We start from the raw sequence: 20248 nt of genomic DNA on the forward strand, positions 1-20248 counted from the left end.
CGTGCGGCCGTGTCATAGGAACCGCGTGCGGCCGTGCGTCTCGAACTCCTTCTCCAGGTCCACCACGTCAGCTTCGGTCATCAACGTGTATTCGGGAGTACCGCGGCCCACCCAGTGGAACACTGGTTCGTCCGTCCGCCAGCGGTCGGCTTGAAGTTCACGTTTGAGCACCTTGTTGGAGCCCGTGACGGGCAGATCAGTCGAAACACGAACAAATCGCGGCGCTGCCTTGGTACCCAAATCCGCCTGCGCGGCAAGGTAGGCAGCGAACTCGGCCGGATCGAAATCGGCAAAGTCGGCGACCTCGACAGCTGCCATCACCTGATCGCCCGAACGCGGATCCGGTACCGCGAAGACACCCGTGGCAATCACTTTGGGGTGCCGACGCAGGATGTGCTCGATCATCAAAGCCGAGGTGTTCTCACCGTCGACGCGGATCCAGTCACCCTTACGTCCGGCGAAGTAGATGAACCCGGCCTCGTCGACGTAGCCGAGATCGCCTGTCCAGTACCAACCGTGGCGAATCTTCTCGGCAATGGCGTCTTCGTTCTTGTAGTACCCCTCGAATTTCTTCGATCCGGCCTTGTCGACCATCTCGCCGATGGATTCGTCGGGGTTCAGCACGTGACCGTGCTCGTCGAGAATTGCGCGGGGTCGCTCTTCGCGGGTATCGGGATCGACGATGACGATGTTCTCGCTCGCGGGACGGCCAAGCGCGCCGGCAGGTTGGTTCGGATCGAGCACGACCGAACCGGCACCTTCACTCGAACCGTATCCCTCGAAAAGCTGCGCACCGAAACGGCGGATGAACTCTGCCTTGTCCCCCGGCGACGCCTCGGTCCCGAAGCCGTGCGTGAGGGTGTTCTCGATGTCGTCGGGCAGTTCCGGCGTCGCCATGAGATACCCCAAGGCCTTACCGACGTAGGTGAAATATGTTGCGCCGTAGAACCGAACGTCCGGCATGAATCCAGAGGCCGTGAACTTGCGAACGAGGCAGACGGTAGCTCCCTGCGAAAGGGCCGGCGCCCACAGAGCCATCAACGCGTTGCCGTGGAAGAGCGGCATGCAGCAGTAGCAGACGTCGTCGCGGTCGATGTCGTACTTGGCGCAGTTCGCGTAGGCCAACCGCGTCAGACGCCCCTGGCTGCACCGCACTGCCTTGGACATTCCGGTGGTGCCCGAGGTGAAGAGAAGCAAGAACAGCGTCGACGCGTCGACGCCGAGGTCGATCTGAGGCGACTCGACCTGGTGAGCGGAAATCTTGTCCGGGTACGACGCGTCGTCGACCAGAACAAAACGATCTTCGGTCAGTCCGAGGTCAAGGCCGGACAACTTCTCGTAGCCCGCTTTGTCGGTGACGATCAGCTGGCAGTCGACGTACCGAACCTCAGCCTCGAGTTCAGCTCCACGCCTGGTCGGATTGATGCCGACGATCGTGGCCCCGGTCAGTGCCGCGCCGCCGAGCCAGAACAGGAACTCGGGATCGTTCTCCAGAAGTACTCCGATGTGAAACGGTCCAGGCGCGCGAAGCGACTTCGCAAGCGAGCCGCGCGCTGCGCTCTCGCGCACCACCTCGTCCCAGCTCCAGTCCTGCGTCCGCGTCCGCAGACCCAGGTGCTGATCACCGAGACGGTCGATCAACATCTGCGCGACGTCCTCGCGCTGAGGAGCTGCGAGAGCTGCATTCGAAGATGCTTCGGTGGCGGTGTTCGTCATCGTGTCCTGTGTCCTAGTCGATATCGGAATGTCGATTACTCCAACTGCGATACGACTCGAACGTATCGACGCCTCAAAGCCGGAACCGTCCCAGTCTCGCTCAGTGGTAACCGCCGCCACAGATATGATTTTCTCGTGAGATTTTGTGACGTGAAAAGCGCCACAATACGAAAGGCCATTCCATGACTGCCCCCGCAGATCCGCAGTTGCTTCTGGACCAGGCGGTCTCACGCCTCACCGGTCCAGGTGGGCCATTCGAGATCGTCGAAGAAGAGGTTCTCGGCACCGTCATGCCCGTGATGAAGAATCGTGGTCACGCCATCGGTGAACTCATCTCGGCATCTCGCGCCTGGGGCGACGGCGACTATCTCGTCACCAGCGATCGTCGAATCTCGTTCACCGAGCACGCCGATTCCGTCGCCGCGCTGGCAACTGCTCTGCGGGACAAGTACGGAGTCCGCAAGGGCGACCGTGTGGGCATCCTCGCTGCCAACACTCCCGAATGGGTCATGACGTTCTTCGCGACGCAGGCGCTCGGCGCGATCGCTGTCGGTCTCAACGGTTGGTGGGTTCCGCGCGAGGTCACCCACGGGATCGAGCTCTCACGTCCGAAGGTTCTGGTCGTGGACGCCAAGCGCGGCGCCGCCCTCCCCGAACTGCCGGCAGACATCACGGTCCTCACCATGGAAGAGGATCTGCCCGCGCTCATCGCGGAATATGCAGGCTCCGACGTGCCGAGCACCGACATCGACGAGGACGACCCCGCCGTCATCCTGTTCACCAGCGGTACCAGTGGCCGCCCCAAGGGCGCACTCCACTCGCACCGCAACGTGATGGCCGTCGTCGACTACCACAAGTACAGCGACGCGATCGGCGCTGCATTCACCGGCCGTGAGTACGACGCTTCCAAGCCGAGCCCACTGCGTTATCTACTCACCTCCCCGCTCTTCCACATCGCCAGCCTGCACAATCTGGTGGTCCCCCGTCTCGCGACGGGCAGTGCCGTCATCCTGACCGAGGGCGGATTCGACGTCGACAAGGTGCTCGGGTTGGTCGAACGCGAGCGCGTCACCAACTGGGGTGCTGTCCCCACGATGGCATCGCGGCTACTCGAACACGGCAACATCGCCAAGTACGACGTCTCTTCGTTGACTGCATTCTCGCTGGCGTCTGCGCCGTCGTCGCCCGCGTTCAAGGAACGCCTCAAGGAGCAGGTGCCGTTCGCACGCAATGCTCTGGTCGACAGCTACGGCCTCACCGAATGCAGCACCGCCATTGCGGTCGCCGTCGGCGCCGAACTCGAAGAGTTCCCAGGCACTCTCGGACGTCCGATCATCACCGTCTCGATGGAGATTCGCGATCCCTTCGGCGAGTGGCTGCCGGACGGCATCGAAGGTGAAGTGTGCGTGCGCAGCCCGTTCGTCATGCTCGGATACTGGGAGAACGACGAGGCGACCGAGTCTGCAATTGCACCTGGACGCTGGCTCCGCACCGGCGATTTCGGCGTCATCGAGAACGGACGTCTCCGTCTCACCGGTCGTCGTTCCGATCTGATCCTGCGTGGTGGCGAGAACGTCTACCCCACCGAGATCGAGCAGACGCTCGACGAACACCCCGACGTGATCGAGTGCGCTGTCATCGGCATGCCGCACCCCGACCTCGGCCAGGAAGTGTCCGCCGTGGTTGTACTGCGTCCCGGGGCTGCCACCACGGAGGCGGAGCTGCGCGACTATGCCGCCGAGCGACTTTCCTACTTCAAGGTGCCGTCGAAGTGGCGCATCACCAGCGATCTGTTGCCTCGCAACGCAACCGGCAAGATGGTTCGGCGCGAGATCACCGTATGACCGCGGAGCTGTCACGGATCGTCGCCGAGTCTGCGATCCGTGACCTGCTCTGTGAGTACACGCATCTGATCGATCAGGGCAGATTGCGTGAAGTCGCTGCATTGTTCGCCCAGTCCGACTACGGGCAGTGCGGACCGGACGGGGTTGCCACCACTCTCATTTCGTCCGACGCCGACGCAGTGTTCGCAGCCTGCAGCGGCTTCATTCGGATGTACGGAGATCCGCCGGTTCCACGAACCAAGCATCTGCTGACCAACACGCGGATCGTGGTCGACGACGAATCGGCGTCCGCACTCTCGTACGTCACGGTCATACAAGGTACCGAAGATCTTGCCCTGCAACCTATTTTGTCGGGACGCTACTTCGATCGCTTCTCGTGCATCGACGGGTCCTGGCAGTTCAGCTCGAGGCTCTTCTGTTTGGACAACATGGGCGACATGTCCGCTCATGCCAAGCGGGCACTGTAGAGGAACGACTGTGGAAATCGGTGTCAATGTTTTGGGTCTCGAGGCCCTGTTCGACGGCAAGGTCCGCCCGGTCTTGGACTTCGCCGCGGGTGCTGACAGTGCCGGGATCGATCTGATCTGCACCGGCGACCACCTCGGGTTCAATGCCGACGCTCACGCCCAGCGGGTAGTCGAACACAACTTCCTGTTCCCGTTGGATCACCCTTGGTACGAACCGATTTCATTTCTGTCTTCGATCGCCGCGGTGACGGAACGAGCTCGCCTCGGAGTATCGGTTCTGATCGCCACTGTTCGCCCGGCGGCCCTGCTTGCAAAGCAGGTTGCCACTCTCGACTCATTGTCCGAAGGTCGAACTGTCATGGGTTTCGGCGTTGGATGGCAAGAAGCTGAATACACCGCCACCAACATGCCTTTCGACGCGCGATTCGGGCGCATGGAGGAGACCGTCGCAGCCTGCCGCGAACTGTGGACCAATGCACCGGCCACCTTCAAGGGGCGCGACTTCGCTTTCGAGAACTACCACAGCCTCCCGCTGCCGATCCAACCCCGAATACCGGTGCTCTTCGGTTTCGGACCAAGCCGGCGGAACTTCGACCGCATCGCACGCGTCGCAGACGGCTGGACCGTGAACCCGACCGATCTGGGAACGTTCACCGACAGTGTTGCACTGTTGCGCAACACCTTCGAAGCCCACCAACGTGACCCGGAGTCGGCGCGCGTGCAAGTGTCTGCGGCGCCGATTCGACGCGACAACGGGTCCGTCGACCTCTCGGCAACCGCAGACAAGGCCCGGGACTGGTTCGCCCGCGGCGCTTCCGTCGTCGTTCTCCGACCCGCCGTATTCGATTGCGCTGCCGAAGAACTACCAGAACTACTCGACTGGATGACCAGCATCAAGGAGGCGTGACATGGACCGGGCACTGCAAGATCTCATCGACAAGCAGGCAATCCGTGAGGTGGTTCTGACGTACTGCCGTGGCATCGACCGCCTCGACTTCGATCTCGTCCGCAGCGCCTACCACCCGGATGCGATCGACCATCACACCGGATTCGACGGCAACATCGACGAGTACATCGCCTGGGTGACACCAAAACTCTCGGCGATCGGCGGCACGATGCATCACATCGGCAACCACCTGGTCGAACTGCACGGCGACCACGCGATCAGCGAGGCCTATTCGATGTCCACACACTGGGGTGGGCCCGAAGGCATCGGGATGATCAACTTCACCAGCGGTGCGCGATTCATCGACCACATGGAGCGTCGCAACGGTCGCTGGGCGATCAAGGAGCGATGGGCCGTACGAGAGTGGACTCGCTCGGACGAGGGCCGCTTCGTCAACCCCGAAGGGCCTGGTCCGCGTGGGCGTCGTGACGCCTCGGATCCTCTGAGCGCACTACGACAGGCCTTGGAAATTCGCTGAGAATCAGAAAACTCGGACTATTCCGACTGATTTGAGAATTCAGTTCATATCGAACACACATTCGAATAGAATGGATGCATGTTCAACCCGACAACAGAGATCTTCGGTATCTCAGCGCAGCTGACCGGTACCGAAACTGATTGTGCGCTGGTTGATCTCATGACAGATCTGCACGCATGTGAGGCGATGCTGGTCGAACGCAAGCTCGCTGTGATTGCCGAGTTCTTTTCGCGGCGAAGCTCAGAGCATGCCGCCAGTGGTGCGTGGTCGTCGACCGCACACGAGTTGGCTGAATCGGAAGTCGGTGCGTCACTGACGATGGGCCGCGCGGCTGCAGGCAAGCTGATCGGGTTGGGGTTCTCGTTGAAGACTCGTTTGCATCGCACTCGAGCGGCGATGGCGCGTGGCGAGTTGGATCTGTACCGAGTTGGTTTGATCGATTCCGCGACCGCGAACGTGAAAGACGAATTGATCGACGAAGTGGAACGACTACTGCTCGAGCAGGTTCTCGCCCCACCAGTAGCCGGCGGAACGGGCTTGACGGGAAGGCGACTGACAGCGGCGATCGATCGGATCGTGGCGATGGTGGACCCGGAAGGTATGCGAGAACGTCGACGCCGCGCTCTCACCGATCGCTTCGTCGGGGTCAGCGCTGCCGAGGACGGGATGGCAAAGATCTTGGGAAGCATTCCGGCAGAGCAGGCTCGGGCATTCGACGGCCGACTACGCGAGTTGGCAATGTCGGTATGCCGAAACGACTCTCGAACATACGAGCAGCGACGAGCCGACGCGCTCTTCGAGTTGACCAACGGATCACCGTTCTTGCCGTGCAACTGTGGCCGAGCTGATTGCCCGCAGGATCGTAGCGGTGGTGTTGTCGTTCGTCGGCCCGTGGTTCACGTCGTGATGACTGATTCCACTCTGCGCGGAGGCGGCGAGCCCGCTCACCTCGACGGGTACGGGGTGATCAGCGCTGAGCATGCTCGCGACATCGCCCAAGACGCCGTAATTCGAAACGTCCGAGTACCCGCTGATACCGCCACCGAATCGGTGCCCGGTTCGGCGTACGTCTACCGGCCTGGTTCAGTTCTCGATACCTGGTTGCGGATCATCGCGGGCAGCTGCCAATGGCTGCATTGTGATGTCCCGGCCTGGAATTCCGATCTGGACCACAATGAACCGTTCCATCATGGCGACCCCGAACGTGGCGGCAAGACAGTCGAATCGAATATGAGTGCGTTCTGCCGCAACCACCATCGCCTCAAGCATTCCGACCGGTGGCGATTCGCGTCGAACCAGGATCGGACCATGTCGCTGACATCGCCGACCGGGCATTGCTACCGAACACGCCCCGCAGGGTTGATAGCCGGGCCGCATGGCCCGATACCGCCGCAGTGCGGTCGAGATCGGCGGACCCAGGCGGAGAACAAGGCCGCCCGTATCCAGTCCGAACGCAATCGTCAACGCCGGCGAATACAGAAACGAGCTGAGGAGCACGTTCAATGTAAGCGGCGGAAATCACCGCGAACCCACCGAGAACCCATCGACTACGGGGACGACCCACCACCGTTCTGAGATACCGAGCGGCGTCGAGGCGCGTCGACGTGTCGCCGGGTCAGTCTGAGGCCGGCTTGGTGTCGTCATCTCCCGCTGACGGATCGTCTCCAGCAACCGGGTCCGGATCGTCTTCACCAAACGGATCGATGGTGTCGACACCTTCGAGGACGGTCAGCTCTTCTTCAACCTCGGCCAGGAGGCCCTTGGCTTCAGCTTCGAACTTCTTCTCCCAATCGGACATACCGAGCCTCTTCTCTTCCGAAGCGAGTTCCCGCTGTATCTGAACTCAGACTACGTCGCCGGCGACGAGTTTCGCCGTCCCCTCGAGTCAGTACTCATGACCGAGTACTCATGATTCACGACAGACGGAGCACCCATGCCCGGACAGTTGGAAGGCAAAACCGCACTGATCACCGGAGCCGCCCGAGGTCAGGGCCGAAGCCATGCCGTGCGATTGGCGCAGGAGGGTGCGGACATCATCGCACTCGACATCTGCCGCCAGATCGAATCGGTGGCCTACCCGATGGGTACCGCCGAGGATTTGAGGCAGACAGCGGCAATGATCGAGGCTCTCGGGCGAAATGCCGTCGCGCGAGAAGTCGACGTTCGCGATTTACCCGCGCTGGGAGCTGCAGTGGCCGAAAGTATCGCAGTGTTGGGCAGCCTCGACATCGTCCTGGCCAACGCCGGTATCGGCATGATGTCCCCGGACATCGACGATGCCCGCGCCTTCCGCGACCAGATGGAGGTCAATCTTTTCGGCGTCTGGAATACCGTCCAGGCCGCAGCGCCCGCGATGATCGAGCAAGGGACAGGCGGCGCAATAGTCCTGACCGGATCAACACTGGGACTTGTCGGCCGCGGAGGTGATGGAACCGGCGGATCCGACGGCTACTGCGCGAGTAAACACGCCATCGTCGGGTTGGGGCGCACGTGGGCGCACTGGCTTGCTCCCCACAACATTCGTGTCAACTCCGTGCATCCGGCGGGAGCGAATACACCGATGGTCGTCAACGATGCCGTCGCGAAACTGTTCGCAGACTCCCCCGCATCGAGCGGAGCCGACGTCGGCAATCTCTTGGACGTCGGGCTGATCGAAGCTTCCGACGTCAGCAACGCGATAGCCTGGTTGGTCTCGGATCAGGCTCGATACGTCACAGGTATCGCGTTGCCGGTCGATGCGGGATTCACGGCCAAATAGACGCCGGATTCTCGAGCCGAATTACTGCCGATCAGTCGACGGTCGGCGCCCACTGCACACCGTTGATGTGCCCACCACCGTCGACGAAGAGAGTGTTGCCGGTGACGTAACGGCTGTCGTCGCTCGCCAGGAAGGCCGCAACGGGGCCGATGTCGTCGAGGGGATCGCCGATCCGCCCCATCGGGTTCTGTGCGGCCATCACTGCCGCGTTTTCCGGATTGGCTTCGGCGACACGCTTGTACGCCGCACTCTGCGCACCGGGACAGATGACGTTGCAGTTCACGTGCTTGGGAGCCCACTCGCGGGCAGCAGTGCGAGTCAGCGTTCGCAATGCTTCCTTGGCCGCGTTGTACTGGACCGAGTACATGTGAGCATTCACGCCGTTGAGGCTGCACATGTTGATCACGCGGCCGGTGCCGTGACGCTCGAGTTCCGGCAACGCAGCCTGCATGGCCCAGAAAGCGGCCATCACTGCCATGTCGAAACCGCCGCGCAATTGCTCGTCGGTCATCTTCTCGAGCCGAGCGAAACCGAAAGTCCGCCAAGCATTGTTGACCAGGATGTCGAGGCGTCCGAACCGCTCGACGGACTTGTCGACCATGGCAACAACCTGAGCTTTGTCGGTGACGTCGGTCCGGACGAATTCCGCCTCCGCGCCCCATTCGTCCCGCAACCACTGGGTGGTTTCGAGGCCCGCTGCCTCGTCGATCTCGGCAACCAACACCGACGCGCCTTCACGCGCGAACGCGCCTGCCACTCCGCGCCCGATGCCCATACCGGCACCGGTGACCACTGCTACACGTCCGTCGAGCTTGCCCACTGGGCCCTCCTTCGTCAGAACCCCTACCTGGGGCGCGGCACGGTCTTGTCGATGAACAATCCCTCTACCGACACACACAATTCGCCGTCCGCAGTCTTGATCTCACCGACGGTGTGAATCTTGCGGCCGTCCTTGGAAAGGAATTTGCCGCTGATCGTGAGGGGCTCGAACAGTGGAGTCGGGCGATGGTACCGAGTGCTCAATTGTGCTGTCATGCCCGAAGTTCCACCCCAGGCGTTCGCGACGCCAAGAACGTGATCGAGCAGCAGCGCCGAAACACCGCCGTGTACATGGCCGGGAGGGCCCTGGTACGGCAGCGTCAACGTGACCACTCCCTGCACCGACCCGTCAGCGAGCCCTTCCAGAACCAGCGGCGGCGCAATGGCATTCTCGGGGCCGGTCACCGGATCGTGACGAGTCACGCCCTCACCGTTCCACATGTCGATCAAGCGCTCGGCCACCTCGGGCGAGTGCTGCTCGAGGTGCTCGGCAATGCTGTTGAGCTCCTCCGCAACCCGATCCAGATTGGCGTTTCCGCGGTCGGTGCGCAGCATCGCGTCGACAACGCGACGCGCTGCTGCCGTGGCCCGGTCGACCGGGGCGTCCTGCGGCTGCGACGTCAAAATCGTGCCGCCCGGGTGTGTGGCTGCCGTGGGGTGCGTGCCGAGGTCCATCAGTTGATCTCCATTGTTGCGTGTGTGAGAACCGGGGAGTTCTCGCGCTCGGGGCACGTCGCCGCCAAGGTCAGTGTGTTGCCGTCCTGCCATACCGATGTGGTGATGGATTCGCCGGGGAACAGCGAACCGGCGAACCGCACCGAGTAGTTCTTCACCCGCGTCGGATCTCCGTCGAGAATTCCGTCGACCACCGCCTTGCAGACGATGCCGTACGACGCCAGACCGTGCAGAATCGGAGCGTCGAATCCCGCCATCTTCGCGAAGGAGGGATCAGCGTGCAGCGGGTTCATGTCGCCACTGAGTCGGTACACCAGAGCTTGTGAGGTACTCGTGCTCGACGTCAGTACCTTGTCGGGCGCCCGGTCAGGCACCCCCGCAACAACTTCGGGACCGGCGCTGCCGCCGAAGCCACCTTCGCCGCGGGCCCAGATCTGCATTCCGGTGGTCCACAACGGATTCCCGTCAAGGTCCTCGGCCGCCGTCTCGAGCACGATGACGGCAGCCTTGCCCTTGTCCCACACGGCAGCGATGCGAGTGGAAATACGAGCAGCACCCGTCGACGGGATCGGCGCGTGAAGTGTCAGCGACTGCCCACCGTGCAAAATCTTGCGCAGGTCGATGTCGATTCCCGGCATACTCATCGACGCTGCGGGCAGTACACCCGCCGAAACTCCCTGGCCTGCAACCATTGCAAAGGTCGGGAGCACTTTCAGACCCTTTTCGTACACCCAGGTGAGCTCGGCGGGATCCAGAGCGTTCACGCCGGCGCCGAGCCCCAACTGGTAGAGCATGACGTCGCGGTCGGTCCACGACGCTTCGCGCACAGTCGGTTCGGCGGACAATGCCACCTCGAGATCGATAGCCATCAGTTCTCCAAAGTTCCGGCTCGGTAGACGGTCACGACGCACGCGCCGCCCAGTCCGAGGTTGTGCTGCAATCCGATTCGTGCGCCTTCGACCTGGCGAGCGTCTGCGGTCCCGCGAAGCTGCCACGTCAGTTCGGCACACTGTGCCAGCCCGGTGGCACCCAGCGGGTGGCCCTTCGAGATCAGACCGCCAGACGGGTTGACGACCCACTGGCCGCCGTACGTCGTGGCACCGGATTCGACGAGCTTTCCGCCTTCGCCGGCGCCACACATTCCGAGACCTTCGTAGGTGATGATCTCGTTGATCGCGAAGCAGTCGTGCAGTTCGATGACATCGACGTCGTCGATGCTGATGCCGGCTTCGGCAAAGACCTGCTCGGCGGCCGCAGCCGTCATCGGCGCGCCGACTACGTCGATCATCGACTTCTCGGCAAACGCTGCCGAGGTGTCGGTGGTCATGGCCTGAGCGACGATCTCGATCGCACGGTCCTCGAGTCCGTGCTCACGGACGAACTTCTCACTCACGACGACGGCAGCACCGGCACCGTCCGAAGTCGGTGAACACTGCGAGCGCGTCAGCGGCTCGTGAATCATCTTGTCGCCGAGCACCTGTTCGAGGGTGTACTCGTCACGGAACTGCGCATACGGATTGTTGACCGAGTGCTTGTGGTTCTTGACCGCCACGGCTGCAATCTGCTCGACCGTGGTGCCGTACTTCTTCATGTGCTCGACGGCGGCATTACCGAACAACTGAGCGGTCATGGGCGATCGGGCGAAGCCGTAGTCCTCGACCATGATCTTCAGCTGCGAATCCAAAGTGGTGACCTTGGGCATCTCACCGGTTCCGGTCAGCGCCGTTTTGGTCATCTTTTCGAAGCCGACGGCCAGTGCGCAGTCCGCTTGTCCGGCCTGTACCCACTCGCGCGCCATCATCAGTGCCGTCGAGCCGGTGGCGCAGTTATTGTTGACGTTGAAGATCGGGATACCGGACAGACCCGTTTCGTACAGGGCACGCTGGCCTGCTGTCGACGCGTTGAACACGTAACCGACTGCAGCACGCTGGATCTGGTCGTAGCTGATCCCGGCATCGGTGAGTGCATTCGAGACGGCTTCGGTCACCATGTCCGGGTATTCCCAGTCGCGGGTCTCGATCTTCTCGAACTTGGTCATGCCCACGCCGATGACGAAGGTGCGATTGCTCATGTGCAGGTCACTTTCCCGGTTCGGGGTCGCGAGGCAGACCCAGGATTCGCTCACCGATGATGTTGAGCTGAACATTGGTTGTACCACCCGCGATGGACATGCACTGCGAGTTCAAGAACATCTGGGTTGCAGACATCCGATGCTGGTCGCCCAGAAGTGAACTCGGCCCGGCCCACTCCATTGCCACATCCCAGACCTGCTGGATGTGCTCGACACCGATCAACTTCGCCACCGAGGATTCGGCCCCCGGCTGCGCGCCGGTGAGCGAGCGCAGCGTGGTGCGCAGACCGAGCAGACCGCCGGATTGCGCGTCGCACAGCACCTTTCCGAGCACCGTCAGCTGCTCGTCGTCGATGCCACCGGGTAGTCCGTCGACCAGGCTCAGAAGAGCCTCACCACCCGATCCGAGAGACGAGTCGTTGGACAGCGAGACACGCTCGTTGGCCAGTGTGGTGCGAGCGAGCTTCCAGCCGTCGCCCGGCTCGCCGACCAGGCACTCGTCGGGGACGAAGACGTCGTCGAAGAAGACTTCGTTGAACAGTGCTTCACCGGTGATCTCGCGAAGCGGGCGAATGTCGAGGCCGCTGTTCTTGATGTCGATCAGGAAGTAGGACAGGCCCTTGTGCTTGGGGGCGTCGGCGTCGGTGCGCGCGAGGCAGATTCCCCAGTGCGCGTCGCGTGCCATCGACGTCCACACCTTCTGGCCCTGCAACTTCCAGCCACCGTCGACCTTGGTGGCCTTGGTGCTCAGAGCCGCGAGGTCGGAACCTGCGCCGGGCTCGGAGAAGAGCTGGCACCAGACGAGGTCGCCGCGCAGTGACGGCGGGACGAACTTGGCGAGCTGCTCTTCGTTGCCGTGCGCGATGAGCGTCGGGATGACCCAGTTGCCGATGATCATGTCGTGCGGCTTGATCTTCGCAGCGCGCAGTTCTTCGGCGATGACCAGCTGACTGACGGCATCGGCGGATTTGCCCCACGGAGCCGTGAAGTGCGGTGCGGTGTAGCCCTTTTCCGCGAGATACGTCTTCTGCGCGGCGCCTTCGAGTTCGAGTGCAGGAGCGAGCTCGGCGCGGACGTCGGCGCGGATCGCCTCGGCCTCGGGCGGCAACTCGATGCTGAGCACGCGACGGGTGCCGGCAATGGTCAGCTCGGCAACGCGACGACGCCAGGATGCCGTGGAACCCAGCAGAATTCGCAGGGACTGCGCGCGGCGCAGGTACAGGTGCGCGTCGTGCTCCCACGTGTAGCCGATTCCGCCGAGCACCTGGATGCAGTCACGCGTGACGGAGAAGCCGGCTTCGAGGGCCGTGGCTCCAGCGACAGCTGCTGCGAGAGAAGCCTCTTCGGCACCGACGCCGTTGGCGGGCGTCAGTGCGCGCGCAGCGTCCCACGCGCAGACGCGCGCCTGCTCGGCAAGAGCGAGCATCCGAGCGGCCTTGTGCTTGACGCCCTGGAACTGGCCGATCGGGCGACCGAACTGCTGACGCACCTTCGCGTAGTCGGCCGAGGTCGTGACGGCCCAGTCGGCCAAACCTGATGCCTCGGCCGCGAACAGTGTTGCGGCAATGTCGAGTACACGCTGCGTATCGATGGTGAGGATCTCGGAATCGGCGAGGATCAGACCGTCGACGGTGACCTCGGAGTTACGACGTACGACGTCGTAGCTGGCCAAGTCCGTGACCTCGAGGCGGTCACGTCCGAGCAGAACGAATCCGCTGTCCGTCGCGAGGAGGAACACGTCGCCGACATGGCCACCGAGAATCTGGCTGGATGTTCCGCTGAGGGTGGCGGTGTCGCCGTCGCGGGCGATCTTCAGCGAACCCGGCTGCAGTGCAACGGCTCCGAGCGTGCTGCCGTCGACCAGTCCGGCCAGCGGAGCGGTGACTCCGGCGTCGCTGAGAACGGCGCTGACCACGACTGTCGGCAGGAACGTGCCGGGAACCATGGAGCGCCCGAGTTCCTCGACGACGATCGCGAGCTCGACCAATCCGTATCCAGCGCCGCCGAATTCCTCGGCCACGTGTAGTCCGAGAAGTCCCTGCTCGGCAAGCCCGCTCCAGAGTTGTGGGCGAGTTTCGACCTTCGCCTCGACCGCTTCACGGATAGCGGTGGGTGTTGCGTGACGTGCCGCCCAGCCCCGTACGGAGTCGCGGAGGTCACGATCTTCTTCACTCAATCCAATGGTCATGTCTACCTCGTCAATTCGACTGTGTGAGTACGGGTCAGATGCGTTCGATGATGGTGGCGGTAGAGAGAGCGCCACCGGCGCACATCGTGACCAGCCCCGTGGACTTGTTCGAGCGCTCGAGTTCGTGCAGCGCGGTCGTGATCAGACGAGCGCCGGTCGAACCGACGGGATGCCCGAGTGCGATCGCACCGCCGTTGACGTTGACCTTGGACAGATCTGCGTCGTGAACCTGCGCCCAGGAGAGCACTACCGAGGCGAACGCTTCGTTGATTTCGACGAGATCGATGTCGTTCAGAGTCATTCCGGCCTTGTCGAGCACCATCTGGGTGGACTCGATCGGTCCGTCCAGGTGATAGAAGGGATCGGATCCGACCATGCCGGACGCGACGATCCGCGCGCGGGGCTTCAATCCCAACTCCTGCGCGCGCTCTTCGCTCATCAGCAGTACCGCAGCCGCGCCGTCACTGATCTGCGACGAGTTTCCGGCGGTGTGGATATGGCCTTCGATGACCGGCTTGAGTCCGGCCAGCGCCTCGGCTGTCGTCTCGCGCAGGCCACCGTCGCGCGTGACAGTGGCGATCTCACCGGCCGGCACACCTTCCTTGGTGACGACGGGAGCCTTGACTGGCACGATCTCACGGTCGAAGCGGCCTTCGGCCCAAGCCTGGGCTGCGCGGCGCTGCGATTCCAGGCCGAAGGCGTCGACGTCGGCGCGTGTGATGCCACGCTTCTCGGCGATACGCTGCGCAGAGGTGAACTGGTCACCCATGTCGATGGTCCAGTCGTCCGGGTACGGGTTTCCCGTACCGGGCGCGTTTGCCTGGCCCAGGAACACACGGCTCATCGCCTCGACGCCGCAGCCGATACCGGCTGAGATCTGACCCGAGGAAATCAGGCCGGAAATCAAATGCACTGCCTGCTGGGCAGATCCACAGGCGCAGTCGATGGTGGTTGCCGCTGTGCTGTACGGCAATCCGGCGTGCAGCCACGCTTGCCGCGTGACGTTGTTGGACTGCTCACCTGCCTGGGTGACACAGCCACCGATGATCTGCCCGATGTCTTCCGGTGCGACGCCTGCTCGTTCGAGAACGCCGAGTTGCGCTGCTCCCAGAATCTCGGCGGGGTGCAGCCCCGCCAGGGCGCCGCGACGACGGCCGATCGGTGTCCGAGCGGCCTCGACGATGACTGCATGACCCATGATGTGCGCTCCTTCGTGGAGTTTTCGGTCGGTGAGCTGACTCACCGTCAACTTTTCTGCAATGTATTCTATTGTTGATGTCAGGGCAATGCCGGAATGAACGTCATCTTTGAACCAAGCCTGACTCAAATAATAGAATTGATTTCAATTTTGAGGACACGACGAACCCACCCCGAGAAGGGGCGAGGTCACGTCAGTGTCGTGAGAGATTCACCAGAAGCAGGTCGCACCCCTTGCGGATGTCGTACTCCGCATCCGGGATGGAAATTCGACCGTTGAGGCACGATTGGATGACCCCGAACCACAGCTGCATCAGCAGACGCAACCCGGTGTTGTCTTCCTCGGTCGGGTTCTCGATCCCGGCCGCATCGAGGATGATCTGCCGGAAGCCGCGATCGATCTTGCCCACGTCCGGCACCGTCGCGACGTTGGCGGTACTGGACGACTGCAGCATCGCAGTCGAAAGGGCCGGCCGACGCAGTAACCCGCGAGTCGCGCGCACCAGGACCTCGTACACGGCGTCCTGCGGATTGGCCGACTGCACCTGGTGCTTGGCGAAACTGTCGCCGATCTGATCGATCTGCTCGACCATCACAGCGACGAAGAGGTGCGTCTTCGAAGGGAAATAACGGTAGAGAGTGCCGATGGCCACGCCTGCCCGCTTGGCAACTTCGTGCATCTGAACCCGTGAGAGTTCTTTCTCGGTCCCCAATTCGGCGGCCGCTTCCAGCATCCGCACATGGCGCGCCCGCTGCTCGTCCGAACTGGGCTCAGCAGCGTCCCTGACCTCGGCAATTCTCGGCAACGTCGCCCCCATCATCGATTATGTGTCCCGGCCGCGAACGACCGCGCTAATTCTCTCACCTGGACCACCCATCTCGGCATATTGCCCGCTCAGTGGGACCTGGCATGGCCTTCCAGTGCCGTGCGGTATTCCGTGGACACCCCACCCTCTTGGAGTAAGGACGCAATGATGCAGGACTGGACCAGCGAGTGCGACGTGTTGGTAGTCGGCTCCGGCGGCGGAGCGCTGACCGGCGCATATACCGCCGCTGCTCAGGGATTGACGACGATCGTCCTCGAGAAAACCGATCGTTTCGGCGGGACCTCCGCCTACTCGGGCGCCTCGATCTGGCTCCCAGGTACCCAGGTGCAGGAACGCGCCGGACTTCCCGACTCGACCGAGAATGCCCGCACCTATCTGCGCGCGTTGCTCGGTGACGCCGAGTCCGAGCGCCAGGACGCCTACGTCGAGACCGCTCCCGCTGTCGTCGCTCTACTCGAGCAGAACCCGAACATCGAATTCGAGTTCCGTGCGTTCCCCGACTACTACAAAGCCGAAGGCCGGATGGACACGGGACGCTCCATCAACCCTCTCGATCTCGATCCCGCCGACATCGGTGACCTCGCCGGCAAGGTGCGTCCGGAACTGGACCAAGACCGCACCGGTCAGGATCATGCTCCCGGCCCGATGATCGGTGGGCGCGCACTGATCGGCCGTCTGCTGGCCGCAGTTCAGAGCACCGGCAAGGCAGAACTTCGCACCGAATCCGTCCTCACCTCCCTGATCGTGGAAGACGGCCGGGTTGTCGGCGCCGAGGTCGAATCCGGCGGCGAAACCCAGCGAATCAAGGCGAACCGCGGTGTCCTGATGGCAGCAGGCGGCATCGAAGGCAACGCCGAGATGCGTGAGCAGGCAGGCACCCCCGGCAAGGCGATCTGGAGTATGGGCCCCTTCGGCGCCAACACCGGCGACGCGATCTCCGCCGGAATTGCTGTCGGCGGCGCAACAGCCTTGCTCGATCAGGCGTGGTTCTGCCCCGGCGTCGAGCAGCCCGACGGCAGCGCCGCCTTCATGGTCGGCGTTCGCGGTGGGCTCGTCGTCGACAGCGCCGGTGAGCGCTACCTCAACGAGTCGCTTCCGTACGACCAGTTCGGACGAGCCATGGATGCTCACGACGACAACGGTTCTGCCGTGCCGTCGTTCATGATCTTCGACTCGCGCGAGGGTGGCGGACTGCCCGCCATCTGCATCCCGAACACGGCGCCCGCCAAGCACCTCGAAGCCGGAACGTGGGTCGGTGCCGACACTCTCGAAGAACTCGCTGCCAAGACCGGACTACCGGCCGACGCATTGCGCAGCACTGTCGAAAAGTTCAACGATGCCGCAAAACTGGGCGTCGACGAAGAGTTCCATCGCGGCGAAGACCCGTACGACGCGTTCTTCTGCCCACCCAACGGCGGCGCGAATGCGGCACTGACGGCCATCGAGAACGGTCCGTTCTACGCGGCCCGCATCGTCCTCAGTGACCTCGGCACCAAAGGCGGATTGGTCACCGACGTCAACGGCCGAGTCCTGCGTGCTGACGGCAGCGCCATCGACGGCCTGTACGCCGCCGGCAACACGAGCGCGTCACTGAGCGGCCGCTTCTACCCAGGCCCCGGAGTTCCACTCGGCACGGCCATGGTCTTCTCGTACCGAGCAGCTCAGGACATGGCGAAGTAACCAGCACAACGAGGTCGTGGGGCAGGCAATGTCAGAATCACCTGCCCCACACTCTTTCTCACGGCGTCGCGATGTTGTATCACTCCGCGTCGATGCCAGGTAAGCCGTCCACACTCTTCGCGTTCTTCTCGGCGCGATAGGCGATGAGCCGCTCCGGACCCCTCTTCTCCGCTACGCGGTCGAGCACGTCACGATCGGATTGGTAGTCCATCAGCGGTACTGCGTATCCGCACGAATCCGAAATGCGCGTCAGATCGACCACGACGATCGACCGCAGTCCCGGGTGCTCGGGGAACCTACCGACAAGCTCGTTGAACGGTTCCGACCCTGCGGGCAGAACTTGTCCGTGACCGTGTAGTCGAACGATCTTCGGTGGTCCGTCAAATGCCATGAACATCAGGGTTATTCGCGAGTTCTCGCGCACGTGCGCGATGGTTTCCACACCGCTGCCAGTGAGATCGAGGTACGCCACGCGGGTGGATGTCAGCACCACGAACGATCCGACTCCCCCTTTGGGTGAGCAATTGATCAACCCGTCAGGAGACAAAGGTGCGGTAGCAACGACGAACAGCGGTTGGGCCTGCAACCACGTGGTGAGCTTTTCATCGATGCCTTCGTAGACGCGCCCCATGTCGAGAGTGTAGTTCGCGCCGACTGGACGTCACGGGGCAGACGCTGCGGCGGCTCGAATCTCCTCACACATCGCTGCGAAGGCGCGGTCGTCGGCGGGATCCGCCGGCACTGCCAGTGCAACGCCGTCGCAGAGACTCGCGTATTTCGAACTCAGCACCCCGGGGAGTTCGGCGTAGGTGCATTGCGTGACCAAGATGTCGAGAACATCGTCCGTGAGCACAGCTGGTAGTCGAGCCCAATCACCCGTTCGTGCCATCGCAGTCAGCTTCTCGCCGATCCCCGCCAAGCCGAGAACCTCGAGCGCGGTTCGATATGCCGGTGTGGAGTAGAGAAAGGCAAGTTCACTGCGCACCGCTTCTCGTCGAGCAAGTATCGCGGCACGATCTTTGCCGGTGATCGTCTTCGGAACGGCAATCAGCCGCGGCTTCCTTCCGCCTGCCGTCAATGATGGAATGATCCTCTCCGCGAGCACCTTCGGATGGGAGCTGGTGGGGTGAGCAACAAAGCCGTCGGCGACGGCTCCTGCCAGTGAGCACATGCGGGAGTTCACTCCCCCGGTCCAGATCTCGGGAGCTGGAACGTCGAGCGGCCCCGGATTGAAGTAGGGCTGCAGTCGGTTGAAGGTGTAGTGCGAGCCGGCATAGTCGAGTTCGCCGCCCGTCTGGAACGCTTGAAATATCTCCCTTACAGCACTGACGTAATCGCGCAGTTGTGCAACAGGATTGGTCCACGGCATCGAGTACCGCCCGACGATGTTCCCGCGCACCTGCGTTGCGAGCCCCAGTTGAAATCGCCCACCCGAGAAACCTGCAAGATCCCAGGCAGCCAAAGCCGTCACCATGGGACTGCGCGCAAACGCGACAACCATCGACGTCCGGACAGTGAGAGTACTGCTGTGCTCGACGGCCAGTGCCGCCACGGCAAAGGGGTCGCGAATGGTCTCGGAGATGTGCACCGTGTCGAAACCGAGGTTCTCGATGCGTTCGACGTGCTGAGCCACCTGCCGCAGCGGAGTGTCGGCAGGTAGCGAGGTCACCAATTCCATGTCAGCCCAAAGGCTCCAGACGAATCGACAGCAGCTTTCCTTCTGTTGCCACCTTGCGAGCGTGTTCGTTGAAGTCCGGGGCGGCACAGACGAACAGCGTACGACCGTCGGAACCGCCGAGCCCGCAAGCGAAGACGCCGCTGTCGAAGGCAATTTCATCGATTGTCTTGCCAGACGGGTCGACGTGGAGAATTCGACTTCCGAGTGCGTCGGCCACCCACATCGAATCGTCTCCGTCGATGCAACATCCGTCGGGCGCAACGACGATCTCAGCGAGGGTGGTCTCCATCTCGGGTCCACCAGGTACCGGCCCGAACGACGCCCAATCACGGCGTTCGCCCAGAGAGCCGTCGGGCTGGACGGCAAACGCACTGATTCGATTTCCCAGCGTTTCGTCCACGAGCAGATCTCCGGTCGACGCCAGAGCCATCCCGTTGGGGAAGTGGAGATCTCGCGCCACGACGTGCACCGATCCGTCCGGGTCGACGCGGAGGAGATCTGCCGTCTCGACGGGGGCCAGGTTCATCAGGTCGAACCCGAAGTTGCCCACGTACGCTCGTCCCTGCGCGTCGACCAGCATGTCGTTGACGTTGGCACTCACGTACCCGGACAAGTCTGCGTGCACCACCAAATCGCCATCGAATTCTCGCCGCAGAATCTTCTGGTCCCGCATGGAGACGACCAGTAATCTGCCGTCCGGAAGCCACCCCAACCCGGACGGCTGCCCTGGAATCTCCGCCTCGACGCGTACGTCGGTCCCGTCCTCACGGGCCGAAATCACCTGGTAGGTATAGAAGTCCGACACCCAAATTCGGTCCTCGTGCCAGCGCGGGCATTCGAAGTAGGTATATCCCTCGAGAACTACCGCAACCTCTGGTGCCATCAGGCTCTCCCACGTCGGTGA

General features: G+C 62.7%; 19 protein-coding genes. 7 read left to right on the forward strand and 12 right to left on the reverse strand.

Going from position 1 to position 20248, the window contains the following annotated elements; genetic code table 11:
• Window positions 1-12: 12 nt before the first annotated feature.
• Window positions 13-1644, reverse strand: a complete 1632-nt coding sequence (gene casI / locus AC1DVN_RS02300; RefSeq protein ID WP_030245657.1) for a steroid-22-oyl-CoA synthetase — start codon at window positions 1642-1644, stop codon at window positions 13-15.
• A 254-nt stretch (window positions 1645-1898) separates the two neighbouring features.
• Here casI and casG point away from each other — a divergent pair, with 254 nt between their 5' ends.
• The 5 genes from casG (at window position 1899) to AC1DVN_RS02325 (ending at window position 7026) form a co-directional block, all read left to right on the forward strand.
• Entirely contained in the window at window positions 1899-3560 is a 1662-nt protein-coding gene (casG, locus tag AC1DVN_RS02305; protein WP_007732670.1) for a steroid-24-oyl-CoA synthetase, read from the forward strand.
• The gene (locus AC1DVN_RS02310; RefSeq protein WP_020970803.1) at window positions 3557-4027 is read left to right on the forward strand and encodes a nuclear transport factor 2 family protein; all 471 of its coding nucleotides are present in this window, start codon (window positions 3557-3559) and stop codon (window positions 4025-4027) included. Before casG ends, AC1DVN_RS02310 begins: the two co-directional genes overlap by 4 nt.
• Before the next feature lie 10 nt (window positions 4028-4037).
• Window positions 4038-4934 carry a TIGR03619 family F420-dependent LLM class oxidoreductase gene (locus AC1DVN_RS02315; protein WP_477993304.1) on the forward strand — a complete coding sequence of 299 codons (897 nt, stop codon included), beginning with the start codon at window positions 4038-4040 and terminating at the stop codon, window positions 4932-4934.
• Window position 4935: 1 nt separating this feature from the next.
• Entirely contained in the window at window positions 4936-5451 is a 516-nt protein-coding gene (locus AC1DVN_RS02320) for a nuclear transport factor 2 family protein (protein WP_042952939.1), read from the forward strand.
• A 78-nt stretch (window positions 5452-5529) separates the two neighbouring features.
• Window positions 5530-7026 (forward strand): DUF222 domain-containing protein, encoded by a 1497-nt coding sequence (locus AC1DVN_RS02325; protein WP_477993306.1) that lies wholly within the window; start codon window positions 5530-5532, stop codon window positions 7024-7026.
• Window positions 7027-7066: 40 nt separating this feature from the next.
• Here the strand turns inward: AC1DVN_RS02325 and AC1DVN_RS02330 are convergent, their stop codons facing one another.
• Complete coding sequence (locus tag AC1DVN_RS02330; RefSeq protein WP_020909150.1) at window positions 7067-7249, reverse strand: hypothetical protein; 183 nt, start codon at window positions 7247-7249, stop codon at window positions 7067-7069.
• Between the two features lie 135 nt (window positions 7250-7384).
• On the opposite strand from AC1DVN_RS02330, the gene AC1DVN_RS02335 reads away from it, so the two are divergent.
• Entirely contained in the window at window positions 7385-8209 is an 825-nt protein-coding gene (locus tag AC1DVN_RS02335) for a mycofactocin-coupled SDR family oxidoreductase (RefSeq protein ID WP_097386868.1), read from the forward strand.
• 31 nt (window positions 8210-8240) lie between these two features.
• Here AC1DVN_RS02335 and AC1DVN_RS02340 read toward each other — a convergent pair whose 3' ends face one another.
• The 7 genes from AC1DVN_RS02340 to AC1DVN_RS02370 form a co-directional block, all read right to left on the reverse strand.
• On the reverse strand, window positions 8241-9029 hold the full coding sequence (locus tag AC1DVN_RS02340; protein WP_029256266.1) for an SDR family NAD(P)-dependent oxidoreductase: 789 nt from the start codon (window positions 9027-9029) through the stop codon (window positions 8241-8243).
• 23 nt (window positions 9030-9052) lie between these two features.
• On the reverse strand, window positions 9053-9703 hold the full coding sequence (locus tag AC1DVN_RS02345; protein ID WP_477993309.1) for a PaaI family thioesterase: 651 nt from the start codon (window positions 9701-9703) through the stop codon (window positions 9053-9055).
• On the reverse strand, window positions 9703-10572 hold the full coding sequence (locus AC1DVN_RS02350; protein WP_477993311.1) for a MaoC/PaaZ C-terminal domain-containing protein: 870 nt from the start codon (window positions 10570-10572) through the stop codon (window positions 9703-9705). The genes AC1DVN_RS02345 and AC1DVN_RS02350 overlap by 1 nt, the downstream gene beginning before the upstream one ends.
• A complete protein-coding gene (locus AC1DVN_RS02355; protein ID WP_020970808.1) occupies window positions 10572-11774 on the reverse strand; it encodes a lipid-transfer protein in 1203 nt (400 codons plus the stop codon). Before AC1DVN_RS02355 ends, AC1DVN_RS02350 begins: the two co-directional genes overlap by 1 nt.
• Window positions 11775-11781: 7 nt before the next feature.
• The gene (locus tag AC1DVN_RS02360) at window positions 11782-13962 is read right to left on the reverse strand and encodes an acyl-CoA dehydrogenase (protein WP_477993314.1); all 2181 of its coding nucleotides are present in this window, start codon (window positions 13960-13962) and stop codon (window positions 11782-11784) included.
• Window positions 13963-13996: 34 nt separating this feature from the next.
• Window positions 13997-15160: a steroid 3-ketoacyl-CoA thiolase gene (locus tag AC1DVN_RS02365; RefSeq protein ID WP_477845656.1), complete on the reverse strand. Its 1164-nt coding sequence runs from the start codon at window positions 15158-15160 to the stop codon at window positions 13997-13999.
• A gap of 193 nt (window positions 15161-15353) precedes the next feature.
• Entirely contained in the window at window positions 15354-15980 is a 627-nt protein-coding gene (locus AC1DVN_RS02370) for a TetR/AcrR family transcriptional regulator (RefSeq protein WP_019745323.1), read from the reverse strand.
• 153 nt (window positions 15981-16133) lie between these two features.
• On the opposite strand from AC1DVN_RS02370, the gene AC1DVN_RS02375 reads away from it, so the two are divergent.
• Window positions 16134-17666, forward strand: coding sequence for an FAD-dependent oxidoreductase (locus AC1DVN_RS02375; RefSeq protein WP_020909157.1), 1533 nt, complete (start codon window positions 16134-16136; stop codon window positions 17664-17666).
• Window positions 17667-17745: 79 nt separating this feature from the next.
• Here AC1DVN_RS02375 and AC1DVN_RS02380 read toward each other — a convergent pair whose 3' ends face one another.
• From AC1DVN_RS02380 to AC1DVN_RS02390, 3 genes are read right to left on the reverse strand one after another with little or no spacing between them, the layout of a single operon-like run.
• Window positions 17746-18297, reverse strand: a complete 552-nt coding sequence (locus AC1DVN_RS02380; protein WP_172932600.1) for a pyridoxamine 5'-phosphate oxidase family protein — start codon at window positions 18295-18297, stop codon at window positions 17746-17748.
• A 30-nt stretch (window positions 18298-18327) separates the two neighbouring features.
• The gene (locus tag AC1DVN_RS02385; RefSeq protein WP_477993316.1) at window positions 18328-19344 is read right to left on the reverse strand and encodes a TIGR03617 family F420-dependent LLM class oxidoreductase; all 1017 of its coding nucleotides are present in this window, start codon (window positions 19342-19344) and stop codon (window positions 18328-18330) included.
• A gap of 1 nt (window position 19345) precedes the next feature.
• Window positions 19346-20227, reverse strand: a complete 882-nt coding sequence (locus AC1DVN_RS02390) for an SMP-30/gluconolactonase/LRE family protein (RefSeq protein ID WP_477845655.1) — start codon at window positions 20225-20227, stop codon at window positions 19346-19348.
• Window positions 20228-20248: the final 21 nt, after the last annotated feature.

Source organism: Rhodococcus sp. P4_E4 (assembly GCF_056401575.1).